At 74.4% G+C, this 15072-nt stretch carries 18 protein-coding genes; 10 read left to right on the plus strand and 8 right to left on the minus strand.

Features of this window, described 5'->3' with window-relative positions; all coding sequences use genetic code 11:
• Positions 1 to 350: 350 nt before the first annotated feature.
• Together ACYU8I_RS12000 and ACYU8I_RS12005 are read right to left on the minus strand one after the other, a co-directional pair.
• A complete protein-coding gene (locus tag ACYU8I_RS12000; RefSeq protein ID WP_460841027.1) occupies positions 351 to 785 on the minus strand; it encodes a hypothetical protein in 435 nt (144 codons plus the stop codon).
• Positions 760 to 1284 carry a hypothetical protein gene (locus tag ACYU8I_RS12005; protein ID WP_460841029.1) on the minus strand — a complete coding sequence of 175 codons (525 nt, stop codon included), beginning with the start codon at positions 1282 to 1284 and terminating at the stop codon, positions 760 to 762. The genes ACYU8I_RS12000 and ACYU8I_RS12005 overlap by 26 nt, the downstream gene beginning before the upstream one ends.
• 50 nt (positions 1285 to 1334) lie before the next feature.
• Between ACYU8I_RS12005 and hemW the strand changes: the two genes are divergently transcribed.
• On the plus strand, positions 1335 to 2459 hold the full coding sequence (hemW, locus tag ACYU8I_RS12010) for a radical SAM family heme chaperone HemW (RefSeq protein WP_460841031.1): 1125 nt from the start codon (positions 1335 to 1337) through the stop codon (positions 2457 to 2459).
• A gap of 86 nt (positions 2460 to 2545) precedes the next feature.
• Here the strand turns inward: hemW and ACYU8I_RS12015 are convergent, their stop codons facing one another.
• Positions 2546 to 3412, minus strand: coding sequence for a DUF3097 domain-containing protein (locus ACYU8I_RS12015; RefSeq protein WP_460841033.1), 867 nt, complete (start codon positions 3410 to 3412; stop codon positions 2546 to 2548).
• A 152-nt stretch (positions 3413 to 3564) separates the two neighbouring features.
• Between ACYU8I_RS12015 and ACYU8I_RS12020 the strand changes: the two genes are divergently transcribed.
• From ACYU8I_RS12020 to ACYU8I_RS12035, 4 genes are all read left to right on the plus strand, one after another.
• Positions 3565 to 4245, plus strand: a complete 681-nt coding sequence (locus tag ACYU8I_RS12020; RefSeq protein WP_460841036.1) for a PadR family transcriptional regulator — start codon at positions 3565 to 3567, stop codon at positions 4243 to 4245.
• Between the two features lie 12 nt (positions 4246 to 4257).
• On the plus strand, positions 4258 to 4686 hold the full coding sequence (locus ACYU8I_RS12025; protein WP_460841111.1) for a DUF1707 SHOCT-like domain-containing protein: 429 nt from the start codon (positions 4258 to 4260) through the stop codon (positions 4684 to 4686).
• A 52-nt stretch (positions 4687 to 4738) separates the two neighbouring features.
• The gene (locus tag ACYU8I_RS12030) at positions 4739 to 6169 is read left to right on the plus strand and encodes a short-chain fatty acid transporter (RefSeq protein WP_460841038.1); all 1431 of its coding nucleotides are present in this window, start codon (positions 4739 to 4741) and stop codon (positions 6167 to 6169) included.
• A 205-nt stretch (positions 6170 to 6374) separates the two neighbouring features.
• Positions 6375 to 6959: an ArsR/SmtB family transcription factor gene (locus tag ACYU8I_RS12035; RefSeq protein WP_460841040.1), complete on the plus strand. Its 585-nt coding sequence runs from the start codon at positions 6375 to 6377 to the stop codon at positions 6957 to 6959.
• Positions 6960 to 7010: 51 nt separating this feature from the next.
• Here the strand turns inward: ACYU8I_RS12035 and ACYU8I_RS12040 are convergent, their stop codons facing one another.
• Complete coding sequence (locus tag ACYU8I_RS12040) at positions 7011 to 7850, minus strand: MBL fold metallo-hydrolase (protein WP_460841042.1); 840 nt, start codon at positions 7848 to 7850, stop codon at positions 7011 to 7013.
• Positions 7851 to 7982: 132 nt separating this feature from the next.
• Here ACYU8I_RS12040 and hrcA point away from each other — a divergent pair, with 132 nt between their 5' ends.
• Genes hrcA through ACYU8I_RS12055 form a run of 3 tightly spaced genes read left to right on the plus strand, consistent with a single transcriptional unit; the run spans position 7983 to position 10981 of the window.
• Positions 7983 to 9005: a heat-inducible transcriptional repressor HrcA gene (gene hrcA / locus ACYU8I_RS12045; protein WP_460841044.1), complete on the plus strand. Its 1023-nt coding sequence runs from the start codon at positions 7983 to 7985 to the stop codon at positions 9003 to 9005.
• Between the two features lie 57 nt (positions 9006 to 9062).
• Positions 9063 to 10232 (plus strand): molecular chaperone DnaJ, encoded by a 1170-nt coding sequence (gene dnaJ / locus ACYU8I_RS12050; RefSeq protein ID WP_460841046.1) that lies wholly within the window; start codon positions 9063 to 9065, stop codon positions 10230 to 10232.
• Positions 10229 to 10981 (plus strand): 16S rRNA (uracil(1498)-N(3))-methyltransferase, encoded by a 753-nt coding sequence (locus tag ACYU8I_RS12055; protein ID WP_460841048.1) that lies wholly within the window; start codon positions 10229 to 10231, stop codon positions 10979 to 10981. Before dnaJ ends, ACYU8I_RS12055 begins: the two co-directional genes overlap by 4 nt.
• A 4-nt stretch (positions 10982 to 10985) precedes the next feature.
• Here the strand turns inward: ACYU8I_RS12055 and ACYU8I_RS12060 are convergent, their stop codons facing one another.
• From ACYU8I_RS12060 to ACYU8I_RS12070, 3 genes are read right to left on the minus strand one after another with little or no spacing between them, the layout of a single operon-like run.
• On the minus strand, positions 10986 to 11915 hold the full coding sequence (locus ACYU8I_RS12060) for a Gmad2 immunoglobulin-like domain-containing protein (protein WP_460841051.1): 930 nt from the start codon (positions 11913 to 11915) through the stop codon (positions 10986 to 10988).
• Complete coding sequence (locus ACYU8I_RS12065) at positions 11912 to 12415, minus strand: RNA polymerase sigma factor (RefSeq protein ID WP_460841052.1); 504 nt, start codon at positions 12413 to 12415, stop codon at positions 11912 to 11914. Before ACYU8I_RS12065 ends, ACYU8I_RS12060 begins: the two co-directional genes overlap by 4 nt.
• A 60-nt stretch (positions 12416 to 12475) precedes the next feature.
• A complete protein-coding gene (locus tag ACYU8I_RS12070) occupies positions 12476 to 13327 on the minus strand; it encodes a hypothetical protein (protein ID WP_460841054.1) in 852 nt (283 codons plus the stop codon).
• A 35-nt stretch (positions 13328 to 13362) separates the two neighbouring features.
• Here ACYU8I_RS12070 and ACYU8I_RS12075 point away from each other — a divergent pair, with 35 nt between their 5' ends.
• Entirely contained in the window at positions 13363 to 13701 is a 339-nt protein-coding gene (locus tag ACYU8I_RS12075) for an HIT domain-containing protein (RefSeq protein ID WP_460841055.1), read from the plus strand.
• 2 nt (positions 13702 to 13703) lie between these two features.
• On the opposite strand, the gene ACYU8I_RS12080 is transcribed toward ACYU8I_RS12075, so the two are convergent.
• A complete protein-coding gene (locus tag ACYU8I_RS12080) occupies positions 13704 to 13889 on the minus strand; it encodes a hypothetical protein (RefSeq protein ID WP_460841057.1) in 186 nt (61 codons plus the stop codon).
• 156 nt (positions 13890 to 14045) lie between these two features.
• Here ACYU8I_RS12080 and ACYU8I_RS12085 point away from each other — a divergent pair, with 156 nt between their 5' ends.
• Positions 14046 to 15065, plus strand: a complete 1020-nt coding sequence (locus tag ACYU8I_RS12085) for a PhoH family protein (RefSeq protein WP_460841059.1) — start codon at positions 14046 to 14048, stop codon at positions 15063 to 15065.
• Positions 15066 to 15072 lie beyond the last annotated feature (7 nt).

A 15072-nucleotide genomic window follows, 5' to 3' on the forward strand; every position in this document is an offset into this window, starting at 1 on the left:
CGGGACCGCTCCCCGAGGCGTTCTCTGCGGAGCCCGCTGGCGACGGAGTCCGCGCCGCTCGCTCCCTGAGGAGCCCCGCGAGGGACGAGCGGGGCGTCTCGAAGGGGCCGGCCCCGCCCCTTCGTGGCTCGCTGCGCTCGCACCTCAGGGAGCGTGCGCAGCGTCGCCCGTCCGGGAGCCGGGGGCAGCGCGGCCCGCTCCCTGAGCAGGGTCACGGGGGACGAGCCCGCGTCCACCGGTCCCTGAGGAGTCCCGCGAGGGACGAGCGGGGCGTCTCGAAGGGGCGGAGGGGTCCGGTCCCGCCCCTTCGAGGCTCGCTGCGCTCGCACCTCACGGAGCGGAGGGCGGTGTCAGTCCTCGACGCGGGTGGCCCAGTACTCCGTGGTCGGGGTGGCGGGCGTGGTGAAGCGGGCGTTGGGCAGGTAGAGCGCGTCGCGCCAGCGGGCCACCGTGGTCGGCACGTCGAACTCCGGGCTGGTGATCGTCTGCACCAGCCGTCCGCTGCGGCCGTCGGTCGACAGGCGCAGCTCGGCCACCTGGTTCAACCGGTTCTGCACGGCGAAGAGCGTGCGGCCCTCCCGCAGCAGCCCGTCGCCGTTCGTCAGCACGGCGCCGCCGAGGTCCACCTGCTCGGCCTCGCCCGTGCGGCGGTCGACGCGGTAGAGCAGGCCGTTGCTGCTGTTGACGACCAGCAGGGCGCGGCCGTCGGGCGTGGTCTCGATGCCGTTGGCGTTGTTGACGCCGGGCGTCTGCACCCAGTCACCGGTCAGCGGCACCGACGTCACGCGCGCGGGGTGCGTGCTTCCCCCGGCCCGCGTCGACGCGGTAGAGCACCGCCCGCAGCGAGTCGGTCACCCAGGCCGTGCGGCCCACCACGACGACGTCGTTGACGAAGGTCGGCGCGCCCGCGGCGGCCAGGTCGTACGTCGCCTTCGTGCGCCCGGTACGCACGTCGACGACCTTCACGTCGCCGTCGGCGCCGCCGACGACCCACAGGTCGCGCCCGCGGCCGAGCTCGAGCCCGATGGCCGGCGTGCCGTCGCCCTGGTTGATCACCCGGCCGGCACCGGTGCGGAGGTCGGCGGCGTACACGTCGCCGTCGACGCGGGAGCCGAACCACGCCACCGGCCCGCGCGCCTCGATGCCCTCCGGCTGGAAGCCGTCGGGCAGCGCGATGCGGCTCGGCGGCTCCTGCCGCGGTGGCCTCGCGGTCGCGGCGGGGGCGACCAGGGTCGCGGCGAGGACGGCGGTGAGCAGGGTGGCCGAGAGGCGTCGGGAGGTCATGGTGGCAGGTCCTTTCGTCGTCGGTCAGGTACCCAGGCGACACTGGGGACGTGCCAGGGGTGTCGTTCGGGGTCTACGTCCACGTCCCCTTCTGCGCGACCCGCTGCGGCTACTGCGACTTCAACACCTACACCGCGACCGAGCTCGGGGGCGGCGGTGCGCAGGCCGAGTGGGCCCGCTTCGCCGCGGCCGAGGCGGCGTACGGCGCCTCGGTGACGGGTCCGCGCAGCGCGTCGACCGTCTTCTTCGGCGGCGGCACGCCGACGCTGCTGCCGGCGGCCGACCTGGTGGCCGCGCTGCGGGCGGTCGGGTCGGCCTGGGAGCTCGCGCCCGACGCCGAGGTGACGACCGAGGCCAACCCCGACAGCGTCACGCCGGCGTCGCTGGCCGAGCTGCGCGAGGGCGGGTTCACCCGAGTCTCGTTCGGGATGCAGTCGGCGGTGCCGCACGTGCTGCAGGTGCTCGAGCGCACCCACGACCCGGCGAACGTGCCGCGGGCGGTGCGATGGGCGCGGGAGGCGGGCTTCGAGCAGGTCAGCCTCGACCTGATCTACGGCACGGCGGGGGAGTCGCTCGACGACTGGCGCACCTCGCTGGAGGCGGCGCTCGCGTGTGAGCCGGACCACGTGTCGGCGTACTCCCTCATCGTCGAGGGCGGCACCCGCCTCGCCCGGCAGGTGCGGTCGGGACAGGTGGCGGCGCCGGAGGAGGACGACCTCGCGGAGAAGTACGAGCTGGCCGACGCGATGCTGACCGGAGCGGGGCTGTCCTGGTACGAGGTGTCGAACTGGGCGTCGTCGCCGGCCGCCCGGTGCCGGCACAACGAGCTCTACTGGGCCTCTGCCGACTGGTGGGGCATCGGCCCCGGCGCCCACTCCCACCTCGACGGCGAGCGCTGGTGGAACCTCAAGCACCCCACCGCCTGGTCGGGCCGGCTCGCCCGAGGGGAGTCACCCGCGGGCGGGCGCGAGACGCTGACCGCCGACGACCGGCACCTCGAGCGCGTCATGCTCGAGCTGCGCCACGTCTCCGGCCTGCCGGTCTCGCTCGTGCCCACCTCCCGCGTCGACGCCGTCGTCTCCCGCGGCCTCGCCTTTGTCTCCGGCGACCGCGTCGTCCTCACCGACCCCGGCCGCCTGCTCGCCGACGCCGTGGTGCGGGAGCTGGTGGGCTGAGCGGCCCCTGATTACCCGCCCAGGCGGGTAATCGGTGACTTGTCGGCCGCCGCAACAGTCACGAAGTCACCGAGAATGTCGCCCAGTCAGGCGTCGGGGGCGGTGACGAAGTCGATCAGCTCCTCGACGCGACCAAGGAGCTGGGGGTCGAGGTCCTGGAAGCCGCGGACGCCGCCGAGGATGTGCTTCCAGGCGCGGGCGATGTCGGCCTGGTCGCGGTGGGGCCAGCCCCACTGCTGGCAGACGCCGTGCTTCCACTCGACGTCGCGCGGCACCGTCGGCCACGCCTTCTTGCCGAGCCGCTCGGGCTTCACGGCCGCCCAGATGTCGACGAACGGGTGGCCCACGACGAGCACGTGCTTGCCGACGGGGGAGCGGCGTACCGACTCGGCGATGCGGCTCTCCTTCGACCCGCGCACCAGGTGGTCGACGAGCACGCCGACGCGGCGGCCGGGTCCGGGCTGGAAGTCGCGCAGGTGCTCACCGAGGTCGTCGACGCCGTCGAGGTACTCCACCACCACGCCCTCGATACGCAGGTCGTCGCCCCACACCTTCTCGACCAGCTCGGCGTCGTGGCGGCCCTCGACGTAGATGCGCGACGCCCGGGCGACGCGGGCCTTGACCCCGGCGACGGCGACCGAGCCGGACGCCGTACGGGTCGGGGCGGCGGGCCCTTTCCGGGTCGGGGCGACGAGCACGACCGGCAGGCCCTCGAGCCAGAAGCCCGGGCCGAGCGGGAACGTGCGCCGCTTGCCGCGCCGGTCCTCGAGCGTCACCGTGCCGAGGTCGCGCTCGACCTGCACGATCTCGCCGCACCAGTCGGTGCTGACCTCCTCGACGACCAGGCCGAGGTCGGCGTCGATCTCGGTGGCACGGCCCTTGGCGGTCGCGCGCCAGTCGCCGGCCAGGACGTCGGTGCCGTAGCGGTCGTTCCCGGGGAAGGGGGGAGTCACCGGGCGACGGTACGGCGGCGCCGGGGCACGGCGGCGTACCGACACGGGGCGATCTCTTGCGCCGCCGATCATCGCGATATATCGTCGATACATCAAGAACTTCGCGGCGTGACACGACCGCCGCCAGACCAGAGGAGGACGACCTGCACGGCATGTGGAACGACGAACCGCGCCGGCGCCAGCACGGCGGCCGACGCAACGACATGGGGTGGGGCGCCTGGGGTGGCCAGGCCGGCCCGATGGGCCCGCCCCCGTGGCTGATGCAGATGTTCGGGCCCGAGATGGGGGGTCGACGGGGTCGCCACGGTGGCGGTCGTCCGCGGGTACGCCGCGGCGACGTGCGCTCGGCGATCCTCGACGTCCTCGCGGGCGCCGACGAGCCGGTCAACGGCTACCAGGTGATCCAGCAGATCGCCGAGCGCACCGGTGGGCAGTGGAAGCCGAGCCCCGGCTCGGTCTACCCGACCATCCAGCAGCTCGAGGACGAGGGGCTCGTCGAGGACGCGCCCACGGGACGCAAGGCGCTGCAGCTCACCGCCGAGGGCCGCGACCACGTGCGCGACCACGCCGACGAGATGGCCGCGTTGTGGAAGCCCTTCGAGACCGAGGACGACGTCGACGAGGTCAACTTCAAGCAGGTGATCGGCCAGACCGTCGGCGCCATCGTCCAGGTGATGAGCTCCGGCACGCCGGACCAGCGCGACAAGGCGCTGGGCATCCTCAGCGACACCCGACGCCGGCTCTACGGCCTGCTGGCCGACGGGCCCGAGGGCGACGACGCCGATCCGGAGACCGACGCGGCCGACGAGCTCGACGGGCACGAGGGGCGCTGACGCGTGCCCGGCATGCGGATCGGCGACGCCGAGCGCGAAGTCGCGCTGACGGCCCTGGGCGAGCACTTCGCCCAGGGCCGCATCACCCGTGACGAGTACGACGAGCGCTCCGACGCCGTCTGGACCGCCAAGCACGCCGACGACCTGGCGCCGCTGTTCGCCGACCTGCCCCAGGGCTCGCCGCTCGGGCCGGTGCGGACGGCCGTGCCCGGCCGGGTGCGGGCGTCGCGCGGCTTCGGTGACCGCTTCGGTGACCGCTTCGCCGGCCTGCCCACCCCGGTGCAGGTCGTGCTGGTGGTGCTGGCGGCGGGCTTCGTGGTCTCCAACCTGCCGTTCGTCCTGCTCGCCGGCCTGCTGTGGTTCGTGCTGGCCCGGCACGGGGTCGTCGCCCGCCCGCCGTGGGCGGGGCGCCACGGCCCGCGGAGGGGCTGCGCGCGGTAGCGCCACGCCCTAGGTTGTCTCGCGACCCAGCAGCGGGACCAGGGAGGCGACCGTGGCGAGTGCCAGCACGTCCGAGACCCAGGAGCGGGGGCTGGCGCGGCTCGCGCAGCGCTCCGCCGCGTGGACCGAGAAGTGGTTCCCCGACGCCTACGTCTTCGCCCTCGCCGGCGTCGTCGTGGTCGTCGCGGCGGCCCTGGTCAACGGCAGCTCGCCAGCCGCGGTCGCGCGCGCCTTCGGCGGCGGCTTCTGGGACCTGACGGAGTTCACCCTCCAGATGGCGATGGTCGTGCTGACCGGGTACGTCGTCGCGACCTCGCCGCCGGTGAGCAGGCTGATCGAGCGCATCGCCGTCGTACCGAGCAGTCCACGGGGCGCTGTCGCCTTCGTGGCGCTGCTCAGCTGCCTGGTCTCGATGCTCAACTGGGGCCTGAGCCTGGTCTTCAGCGGCCTGCTCGCCCGCGCCATCGCGCGGCGCCCCGACCTGCGGGCCGACTACCGCGCACTCGGCGCAGCGGCGTACATGGGTCTCGGCGCGGTCTGGGCGCTCGGCCTGTCGAGCTCGGCGGCGCAGCTGCAGGCCACGGCGGCGTCGCTGCCGCCCGAGCTGCTCGAGATCACCGGCGTGCTCGACTTCGGCGACACGATCCTGACCTGGCAGTCGCTGGTCATGGCGGCGGTGCTCATCGTCATCACCGTCGCCATCGCGTGGTTCTCCGCGCCCGAGGGTCGCGCAGTCAGGACCGCCGAGGACCTCCGCATCGACCTCGACGACACGGTCCCCACGCCGCCGGAGCGCACCCGGCCGGGGGAGTACCTCGAGCGCAGCCCCGTGCTGCCCGCCTTCGTCGGGCTGATCGCGCTGCTGTGGCTGGTGCTCGAGCTCGTCGACAAGCCCTTCCTGACGGTCATCAGCAGCCTGAACACCTACCTGCTGGTCTTCGTGGTGCTCGGCCTCGTGCTCCACGGCACGCCGCGCAGCTTCCTCGACGCGGTTTCCAAGGCAGTGCCGACGACGGCCGGCGTGCTCGTGCAGTACCCCCTGTACGCCGCCATGGCCGCGGTGCTGACCCGCGCGACCGGCCGGGGCGGCGAGACCGTCTCGGGCCACCTCGCCGAGCTCTTCACCAGCCTCGGCGGCGGGGGTGGCTTCGCGATCGTGATCGCGATCTACACCGCCCTGCTCGGTCTGCTGGTGCCCTCGGGCGGCGGCAAGTGGCTGGTCGAGGCGCCGTACGTCATGCAGTCGGCGACCGACGTCGGCATGAACCTCGGCTGGACGGTGCAGATCTACAACGCCGCCGAGGCGCTGCCCAACCTCGTCAACCCGTTCTTCATGCTGCCGCTGCTCGCCGTCCTCGGCCTGCGGGCGCGCGACCTCGTGGGCTTCACCTTCCTGCAGTTCGTCTTCCACCTGCCGGTGGTGCTGCTCCTGCTGTGGCTGCTCGGGATGACGTTCCAGTTCGAGCCGCCGGTGGTGCCGTAGGCGGCGTGGGTCGGTGCCGGGTGGGCTCTGCGGCACGGAAGAGGAAAAACGCAAAGAGACCTTTGCAAAGAGACCTTTGCAGTCGTAGGCTGTTCCGCTTGGACCAGCTCGACGAAGCCCTCGCCCGCACCCGCCAGGCCGACCTCGTCGCGGCGAGCGCCGTGCGCCGCAGCCGCCCCGTGCGACGACGCCGGCACGACGAGCCGTGAGCGGCCACGCCGTACGCCGCCTCGACCGGGGGGCGCTGCTGGGGCTGGCGCACCCGCTGCGGGTGCAGCTCTACGACGCGCTCAGCTCGCAGGGGCCGGCGACCGCGAGCGAGCTGGCCCGGCGGCTGGGGGAGTCGAGCGGCTCGACGAGCTACCACCTGCGCCAGCTCGAGCGGCACGGCTTCGTCGAGACCGACCCCGACCGCGGCAACCGCCGCGAGCGCTGGTGGCGCGCCACGCGCGAGTTCATCCAGACGCGCAGCCGCGACTACGCCGACGACCCGGCCACGGCGCAGGCCCACCGGTTGCTCAGCGACGAGTGGGTCCGCACCCGACGCGCCCGCCAGGACCACTGGCGCGCGACGCGGCGGCAGTGGCCCGAGGCGTGGCAGGCGGCCGCGGGCGACAGCATCAGCCACCTGTGGCTGACCACCGAGGAGGCCGACGAGCTGCAGCAGCAGCTGGTCGCGACCGTGACGGCCTGGGTCGAGCGCGCCGCCGACCGCGAGGGCGAGGCGGCGTACCAGCCCGTCGAGGTGCAGCTGTCGGCCTTCCCCGTGGGTGACCCGCCCGCCACGTGAGTCGTGTGCCCGAGGGGCCGCCATGGCGCCCTCTCAGGCACACGACCCGGGTCAGAGCAGCGGGAGCCGCTTCTGCGAGCGCGGCAGGTGGGCGTAGCCGCGGGCGACGGCGTGGGTGAGCGCCTCGGTCGGGTAGGGCCACGAGGCGGCGCCGAGCGCCTCGGCCGCGGGCACCCCGCGGGTGGCCAGGTCGCGGATGGTCTCGGCGACGACGCCGATGGCGGCGCGCTGCTCGGTGACGAAGTCGAGGTCGACCGGCGCGCCGTGACCCGGTACGACGACCGTGCCCGGCCCGCACAGGCCGGTCGCGAGGTCGAGCGTCAGCGGCCACTCCATCGGCCAGCTGTCGTCGCCCCACACGGGGTGGCCGGACTCCTCGACGAGGTCACCGGCGAGCAGCACGTCGACGTCGGTCAGCCGCACCACCAGGTCGCCGGCGGTGTGGCCGCGGCCGGGGTGCACCAGCTCGACCGCCCGGTCGCCGAGGTCGACGACCGCGACCGACGAGAAGGTGCGGTCGGGCGGCGAGACGACGGCCGCCCGGGCCTCGTCGGCGCGGGGCCCCTCGGCCCGCGCGGCGTCGGCAGCCACCGCCACGAAGTCGGCCGCGTCGTGGGCGGTGACGACCACGCCGTCACCGGCGGCCCGCGCCGCGGCGTTGCCCAGCACGTGGTCGAGGTGGGCATGGGTGTTGACGACCTCGACGAGCGGCGCGCCGGTGGCGCGTCGCACGGCGTCGAGCACCTCGCCCAGGGCCGCGTCGGAGGTGTGGGTGTCGACGAGCAGGAGGCCGCGGTCGCCCTCGACGGCCGTGACGTTGACGTCGTACCAGGGGTGCCGCACGACCCAGACCCGGTCGGCGACCTCGCTGAGCGTGGGGGTGTCGGGCACGTCACGACCCTACGGCCGCCGTGACCGCGCAGTAGACTTGGCACTCGGTGCGCTGGAGTGCCAGCGTGGCCCCGAGACCTGCCCCTAGCACCCGACCAGAACGCCCGACCCGGCACCCGCAGAGGAGGAGACATGAGCGAGGCCCGTCGCCTGGCCGTCCTCCGCGCGATCGTGGAGGACTACGTCTCGACCCGCGAGCCGGTGGGCAGCAAGGCCCTGGTCGACCGGCACCACCTCGGCGTCTCGCCCGCGACCGTGCGCAACGACATGGCCGCGCTCGAGGAGGAGGGGCTGATCGCCCAGCCGCACACCAGCGCCGGGCGGATCCCGACCGACAAGGGCTACCGCTTCTTCGTCGACCGGCTGACCGAGGTCAAGCCGATGTCGGCCGCCGAGAAGCGCGCGATCCACCGCTTCCTCGAGGGCGCCCACGACCTCGACGACGTCGTCACCCGGTCGGTGCGGCTGCTGGCGCAGCTGACCCAGCAGGTCGCGATCGTGCAGTACCCGTCGCTGGTGCGCTCGACGGTGCGCCACGTCGAGCTGGTCCCGCTCACGGCGAGCCGGGTGCTGCTCGTGCTCATCCTCTCGACCGGCCGCGTCGAGCAGCGCGTCGTCGAGCTGCCCACCGAGGTCGGCGGCGACACCCTGGCCGCGCTGCGCTCGCGACTGCTCCTCGCCGCCGTCGGGCAGCGCCTCGGCGACGCTGCGACCGCGATCGGCGACCTCACCGAGCAGGTCGAGCCCGACGACCGCACCGTGGTCGCCGTCATCGGCGCCACGCTCGTCGAGGCGATGTCGCAGGAGGCCGCCGAGGGTCGTGTCGTGGTCGGCGGCACCGCCAACCTCGCCCGGTTCGGCGACGGCTTCGACGTCGCGGTCAAGCCGCTGCTCGAGGCGCTCGAGGAGCACGTCGTGCTGCTCAAGCTGCTCGGCGAGTCGACCTCGCCCGACGCCGTGACCGTGCGCATCGGCCACGAGGGCCCCTACCAGGAGCTCGCGACGACGTCGGTCGTCGCCACCGGGTACGGACCCGGCAGCGAGGTGATGGGCTCGCTCGGCGTCGTCGGCCCCACCCGCATGGACTACCCCGGCTCGATGGCCGCCGTGCGCGCCGTCGCCCGCTACGTCTCCACCATCCTCGACCAGGCCTGACCCGGTCACCCGCCCGAAGCCCGCTCCGCACCAGCCCGTCAGACAGAAGGAAGGCACGTGCCCCAGGACCCCTACGAGATCCTCGGCGTCTCCCGCGAGGCGACCGCCGACGAGATCAAGAAGGCCTACCGCCGACTGGCGCGCCAGCTGCACCCCGACGTCAACCCCGACCCGGCCACGCAGGAGAAGTTCAAGGAGGTCTCCGCGGCCTACGAGGTGCTCTCCGACCCCGAGAAGCGCCGGATGTACGACCTCGGCGGCGACCCGTTCGGTCGCGGCGGCATGGGCGGTGGCGGCGGTCAGGGCGCCGGGTTCTCCTTCACCGACATCATGGACGCCTTCTTCGGCGGTGCGGCCGGCCAGCCGCAGGGCCGTGGCCCGCGACCGCGGGCGCGCCGCGGGCAGGACGCCCTGGTGCGCATGGAGGTCAGCCTCGCCGAGGCCGCCTTCGGCATCACCGAGGAGCTCAAGGTCGACACGGCCGTGCTGTGCGGGGTCTGCGAGGGCTCCGGCGCCGCGCCGGGCTCGCAGCCGGTGACCTGCGAGACCTGCCACGGCCGGGGCGAGGTGCAGCAGGTGCAGCGCTCGTTCCTCGGCGAGGTGCGCACGCTGCGGCCGTGCTCGGCGTGCCGCGGCTACGGCGAGATCATCCCCGAGCCGTGCCGCGAGTGCTCCGGCGACGGCCGGGTCCGCTCGCGCCGCACCCTGACCGTCAAGGTCCCGGGGGGCGTCGACACCGGCACCCGCGTGCAGCTGCCCGGCGAGGGCGAGGTCGGGCCCGGCGGCGGTCCCGCCGGCGACCTCTACGTCGAGGTGCAGGTCGTGCCGCACGACGTCTTCACCCGCGACGGCAACGACCTGCGCGCCCACATCACGGTGCCGATGACCGCGGCCGCGCTCGGCACCACGGTCAAGCTGCCGCTGCTGGAGGCCGACGTCGCCGAGGAGGACTCCGACACGGAGCTCTGGACCGACGTCGACATCCCCGCCGGCACCCAGTCCGGCACCGAGCGGGTGCTGCGCGGGCGCGGCGTGCCCGCGCTGCGCTCCGGGGTGCGCGGCGACCTCAAGGTCACCATCGAGGTCGAGACACCGTCGCGGCTCGACGACCGGCAGTCCGAGCTGCTGCGCGAGCTGGCCAGGCTGCGCCGCGAGGAGTCGCCCGACGGCCGCATCAACCAGCCGCACAAGGGCATGTTCGGCCGGCTGCGCGACGCCTTCAAGTGAGTGCCTCGCCCGGCGCGGGCCTGCCCGTGCTGTGGGCCGAGGTCACCGGTCTCGCGGCCGGTGCCACCGTCGCGCTGACCCCGGAGGAGGCCCGGCACGCCGCCGTACGCCGCCTCGGCCCCGGCACCGAGCTGCTGCTGACCGACGGCGACGGTACCGGTGCCCGCGCCGAGGTGGTCGAGGCGTCGAAGACCTCGCTCACCGCCCGGCTCACCGACGTCTGGGCCGCTGAGCCGCCGCGCCCGCGGCTGACGGTGGTGCAGGCGATCCCCAAGGGCGAGCGCGCCGACCTCGCCGTCGAGGCGCTGACCGAGGTCGGCGTCGACCGTGTGGTCGCCTGGCAGGCCACCCGCTGCGTCGCCGTCTGGCGCGGCGAGCGGGCCGCCAAGTCGCTCGCCCGGTGGCGCACCACCGCGCGCGAGGCGGCCAAGCAGTCGCGCCGGCTGCGCTGGCCCGCGGTGACCGGCCCTGCCTCGCTCGACGACGTCGTGCAGCTCGTGCGGGCAGCCGACCTGGCAGTCGTGCTGCACGAGTCGGCACGGCTGCCGCTCGCCGAGCTCGCCGTGCCCCTCGACGGCGACGTGCTCGTGGTGGTCGGCCCCGAGGGCGGCCTCACCGACGACGAGGTCGCCGCGCTCGCCAACGCCGGCGCCAGCACCTGCCGGCTCGGCGACACCGTGCTCCGCACCTCGACCGCCGGCCTCGCCGCCTGCGCCGCCCTGCTCGCGCAGACGACCCGCTGGGTGTGAGGCCTCACTCGGCGATCGTCAGCCGGCTCCGGGCGACGTACGGCGCGGTGCCCTCGCCGTCGGACGGGTCGGTCTCGCCGACCTCGAGCACGTAGTCGCCCGGCGGAGCGTCGAGCTCGAAGGAGTACGGCGACGGGGTGCAGCACTGCTCGGCGGTGGTGAAGCCCTCGCGCACCACCTCGTCGCCGTCGAGCAGCCGCCAGGTCACGGTGCCCTCGAAGGTCGCCGCGAGTCCCGTGACGGTGACGGGCGACGGGACGGCCGCCCCGTCTGCGACCGTCTCCACCGTCACCGGAGCGAGGGCGGCGCCGTCGGCGAGCAGGGGGGTGTCGGCGCCGGGCACGAAGGACGCGTCGGCCCGACCGCCCGAGGTCATGCGCACCTGCACGTCGGGGTCGTCGAGCGCGGTGGCGACGGTCCACGCCACCGCCTGGCCTAGGAGCGGCACGTCCTTCGGCGCCTCGGACAGGTCGACGGCGCTGCCGAGCCCGAGGTCGACGGTGACGACGCCGGACGACCCCGAGACGGAGACCTGGGCGACCCACCCTGGGGTCTCGTCGAACCACACCGGCCGCAGGCTGCGCGCCTCGGGCGCGACGAGCAGCGTCTGCTCGACGGCCGCCTGCAGGGGGTCCTCCCCGGTGTCGACCTCGCGAGGGTCGGCCGTGAGCCGGGGCCCTGCCGGGGTGTCGACGACGGCGTAGGCGACGACCGTGGTGGTGCGGGCGGCCGCCGCGGGCGGGGCCTGCGAGCCGCCGCGCTGCACCAGCCACACCGAGCCCGTCAGGGCGAGCACGGTCGTGAGCGCGGCGGCCACGGTGACCGGCGCCCAGTGGACTCCGCGCCGGGGTCGCGGCCCGAGCTCGAGGTCGCGGGTGGGCTCGACGTCGGCGACGGCGTCGTGCAGCAGGTCGTGGAGGTCGCGCTCGTTCATCGGGTCTCCTGACGGCTGGGGTCGAGGCGCTCGCGGAGGGCGGCCGCGGCGCGGGAGGCGTGGGTCTTGACCGTGCCGGGGCTGATGTCGAGCACGCGGGCGATCTCGCGCTCCGGCAGGTCGAGGTAGTAGCGCAGCGCCAGCACCTCGCGCTGGCGGCGGGGGAGGGTGGCGAGGGCGTCGAGCACCTCGCGCCGCCGCTCGCACGCGGCGAGGTCGTCGTCGGGCGCCTCCCGGACCACCGGGGGCGGCTCCTCGTGGCGACGCGCCAGGCTCAGCCGCCGGCCCGCGGAGCGGGCGCCGTTGACCACCGCCCGGGTGAGGTACGCCGCGGGCTCGTCGAGGCCCTGCGTGCCACGCCGGTGCAGCGCGACGAAGACGTCCTGCACCACGTCCTCGGCGCGGCTCGCGTCGCCGAGGAGCAGCGTGCCGAGCCGGAGCAGGCGGCGCCGGTGGGCGTCGTACAGCTCCTCGAGGGTCGTCGTCCCCGAACGCGTCACGGTGGTCACGCTAGGAAGACGCACCAGCGACCCGATCGGTTGACACGCCGGCGGACCAGGTCAGTCGACGGCGAACCTGGTCGTCTCGACGTACGTCGCCCCCGTGCGCGGGTCGGTCACGCTCACCCGCAGCAGGTGCTCGCCGCGGCCCGCCCGGGCCTCGGCCGCGAACGGCGACGGCTGGCCGGGTCGCTCGGTCCTGGCCACGCCCCGGTCGACCACCTCGGTGCCGAGCAGCAGCTCCCACGTCACGGCCCCGGTCGCCAGACCGGCGACCGGCACCGGCGACTCGACCGGCTCGAACTCGCCCACGCTGGTCAGCACGACGGGCGCCAGCACCCGCGCGTCGCGGGCCGGCTTCACGGGCCCGGTGACGCCAGGCAGCAGTCGCCGCGGGTCGCCGCCGTCGACCGTGAGGTCGACGACGAGGAACTCGTTGCCCGTCGCGCTCGCGACCGTCCACGCCAGCGCCTGCCCCACCTCCGGTGGGGCCGGCGTCGCCGAGCCGTCGAGCCCGTCGGGGGTGCGCAGGGCGACCTCGACGAGGTCGCCCTCGACCGTGACGTCTACGTCGAGGTCGGGCGCGTCGGGCCACACCGGCTCGTGGGTGCGGTCGTCGACGGTGCCGTCGAGCGTGGCGAGCAGGGCGCTGCGCAGCACGCTGCCGACGTCGGGGACCGTACGACGCTCGGCGACCAGCCGCGGGCCCGACGACGTGCTCGCGAGGGCGTAGGCGATCACCGAGACGTCTGCCGGGGCCTCCTCGCGCAGGCCGGGGCCGCGGTCCAGGTCGCGACCGGGTGGGCCACCGGCCTCGCGCGCGACCCACGCCGTCCCGGCGAGCACGGCGGTCGTGGCCAGCGCCGCGGCGAGCACCCCGAGAGCGGCTCGCAGCCGGGCCGTCGCGCTCACTGCCGCACGCCTGCCGGGTCTGCGAGGCTGGCCGCATGAGCGACTGCCTCTTCTGCTCGATCGTGGCCGGTGACATCCCTGCGGAGGTCGTGCACCGCACCGAGACCACCGTCGCCTTCCGTGACGTCAACCCCCAGGCACCGACCCACGTGCTGGTGGTGCCCGTCGCGCACCACCGCGACGCGGCCGCGCTCGCGCAGGCCGACCCCGCCGGCGTCGCGGCCCTCGTCGGCGCGGCGAGCGAGGTGGCCGAGGTCGAGGGTCTCCAGGGCTACCGGCTCGTCCTCAACACCGGCGCGGCCGCCGGCCAGACCGTGTTCCACGTCCATCTGCACGTCCTCGGGGGCCGCGAACTGTCCTGGCCGCCCGGCTGACCTCAGCCGGCCATCAGGTTGAGCAGGCTGATGCCGAGCGGCACGAGGAACATCGCGCCGATGACCACCCAGGCGACGGCCCGATGCAGGCCGCTGCTGGTGAAGAACCGGGTGGCGGCGCGGTCGGAGGCCGAGCCGTCGTCGTGCGCCTGGCGCAGCTCGGGCGGCAGCTGGTCGGGGGTCGGCATCGGGCCTCCTGCGGGGCTCGTGGGGTGCCCCCATGGTGCCCGACGGCGGGTCGCGCCAGGTCGCCTCAGGGGGGAAGGAACCCGGGTGACCGGGCGTTGGGGAGCACGTAGGCTGGACGAACCAGACACCGCACGGAAGTGACACCACCCCGCCGCATGAGCGAACCCACCGACATCACCCCCACCACCGACCCGCGTCAGGGTCACGTCGTGAGGTTGCCGCAGAGCATCAACCCGGTGGCGCTGCTGGGCCCGGCCGACGAGCACCTGCGTCGCATGGAGCAGGCGTTCAGCGCCGACATCCACGTGCGCGGCAACCAGGTCACGCTGACCGGTGAGCCCGCCGACGTAGCGCTGGCCGAGCGGGCCCTCGACGAGCTGGTGACGATCATCCGCACCGGTCAGGGCCTCACGCCCGAGACCGTCGAGCGGGTGATCGCGATGCTCCAGACCGAGACCAACGAGCGCCCGGCCGACGTGCTGAGCCTCAACATCCTGAGCAACCGCGGCCGCACCATCCGGCCCAAGACGCTCAACCAGAAGCGCTACGTCGACTCGATCGACAAGCACACCATCGTCTTCGGCATCGGCCCCGCCGGCACCGGCAAGACCTACCTGGCCATGGCGAAGGCCGTGCAGGCGCTGCAGGCCAAGAAGGTCAACCGCATCATCCTGACCCGTCCGGCGGTCGAGGCGGGCGAGCGGCTGGGGTTCCTGCCCGGCACGCTGAGCGAGAAGATCGACCCCTACCTGCGGCCGCTCTACGACGCCCTGCACGACATGCTCGACCCCGAGACGATCCCCAAGCTGCTCGCCGCCGGCACCATCGAGGTGGCGCCGCTGGCCTACATGCGCGGCCGCACGCTCAACGACTCCTTCATCATCCTCGACGAGGCGCAGAACACCACGCCCGAGCAGATGAAGATGTTCCTGACCCGGCTCGGCTTCGGCTCCAAGATCGTCGTCACCGGCGACGTCACGCAGGTCGACCTGCCCGGCGGCACCAAGTCGGGCCTGCGGGTGGTCGAGGGCATCCTCGACGGCGTGGAAGACCTCGCCTTCAACCGCCTGACCAGCAGCGACGTCGTCCGGCACCGCCTCGTCGGCAGGATCGTCGCGGCGTACGACGAGTTCGACGCGCGGCAGCAGGCCCGCGGCCCCGCCGGCGCCCGGTGACCCGGTC

The organism is Nocardioides marmoraquaticus (genome assembly GCF_054777915.1).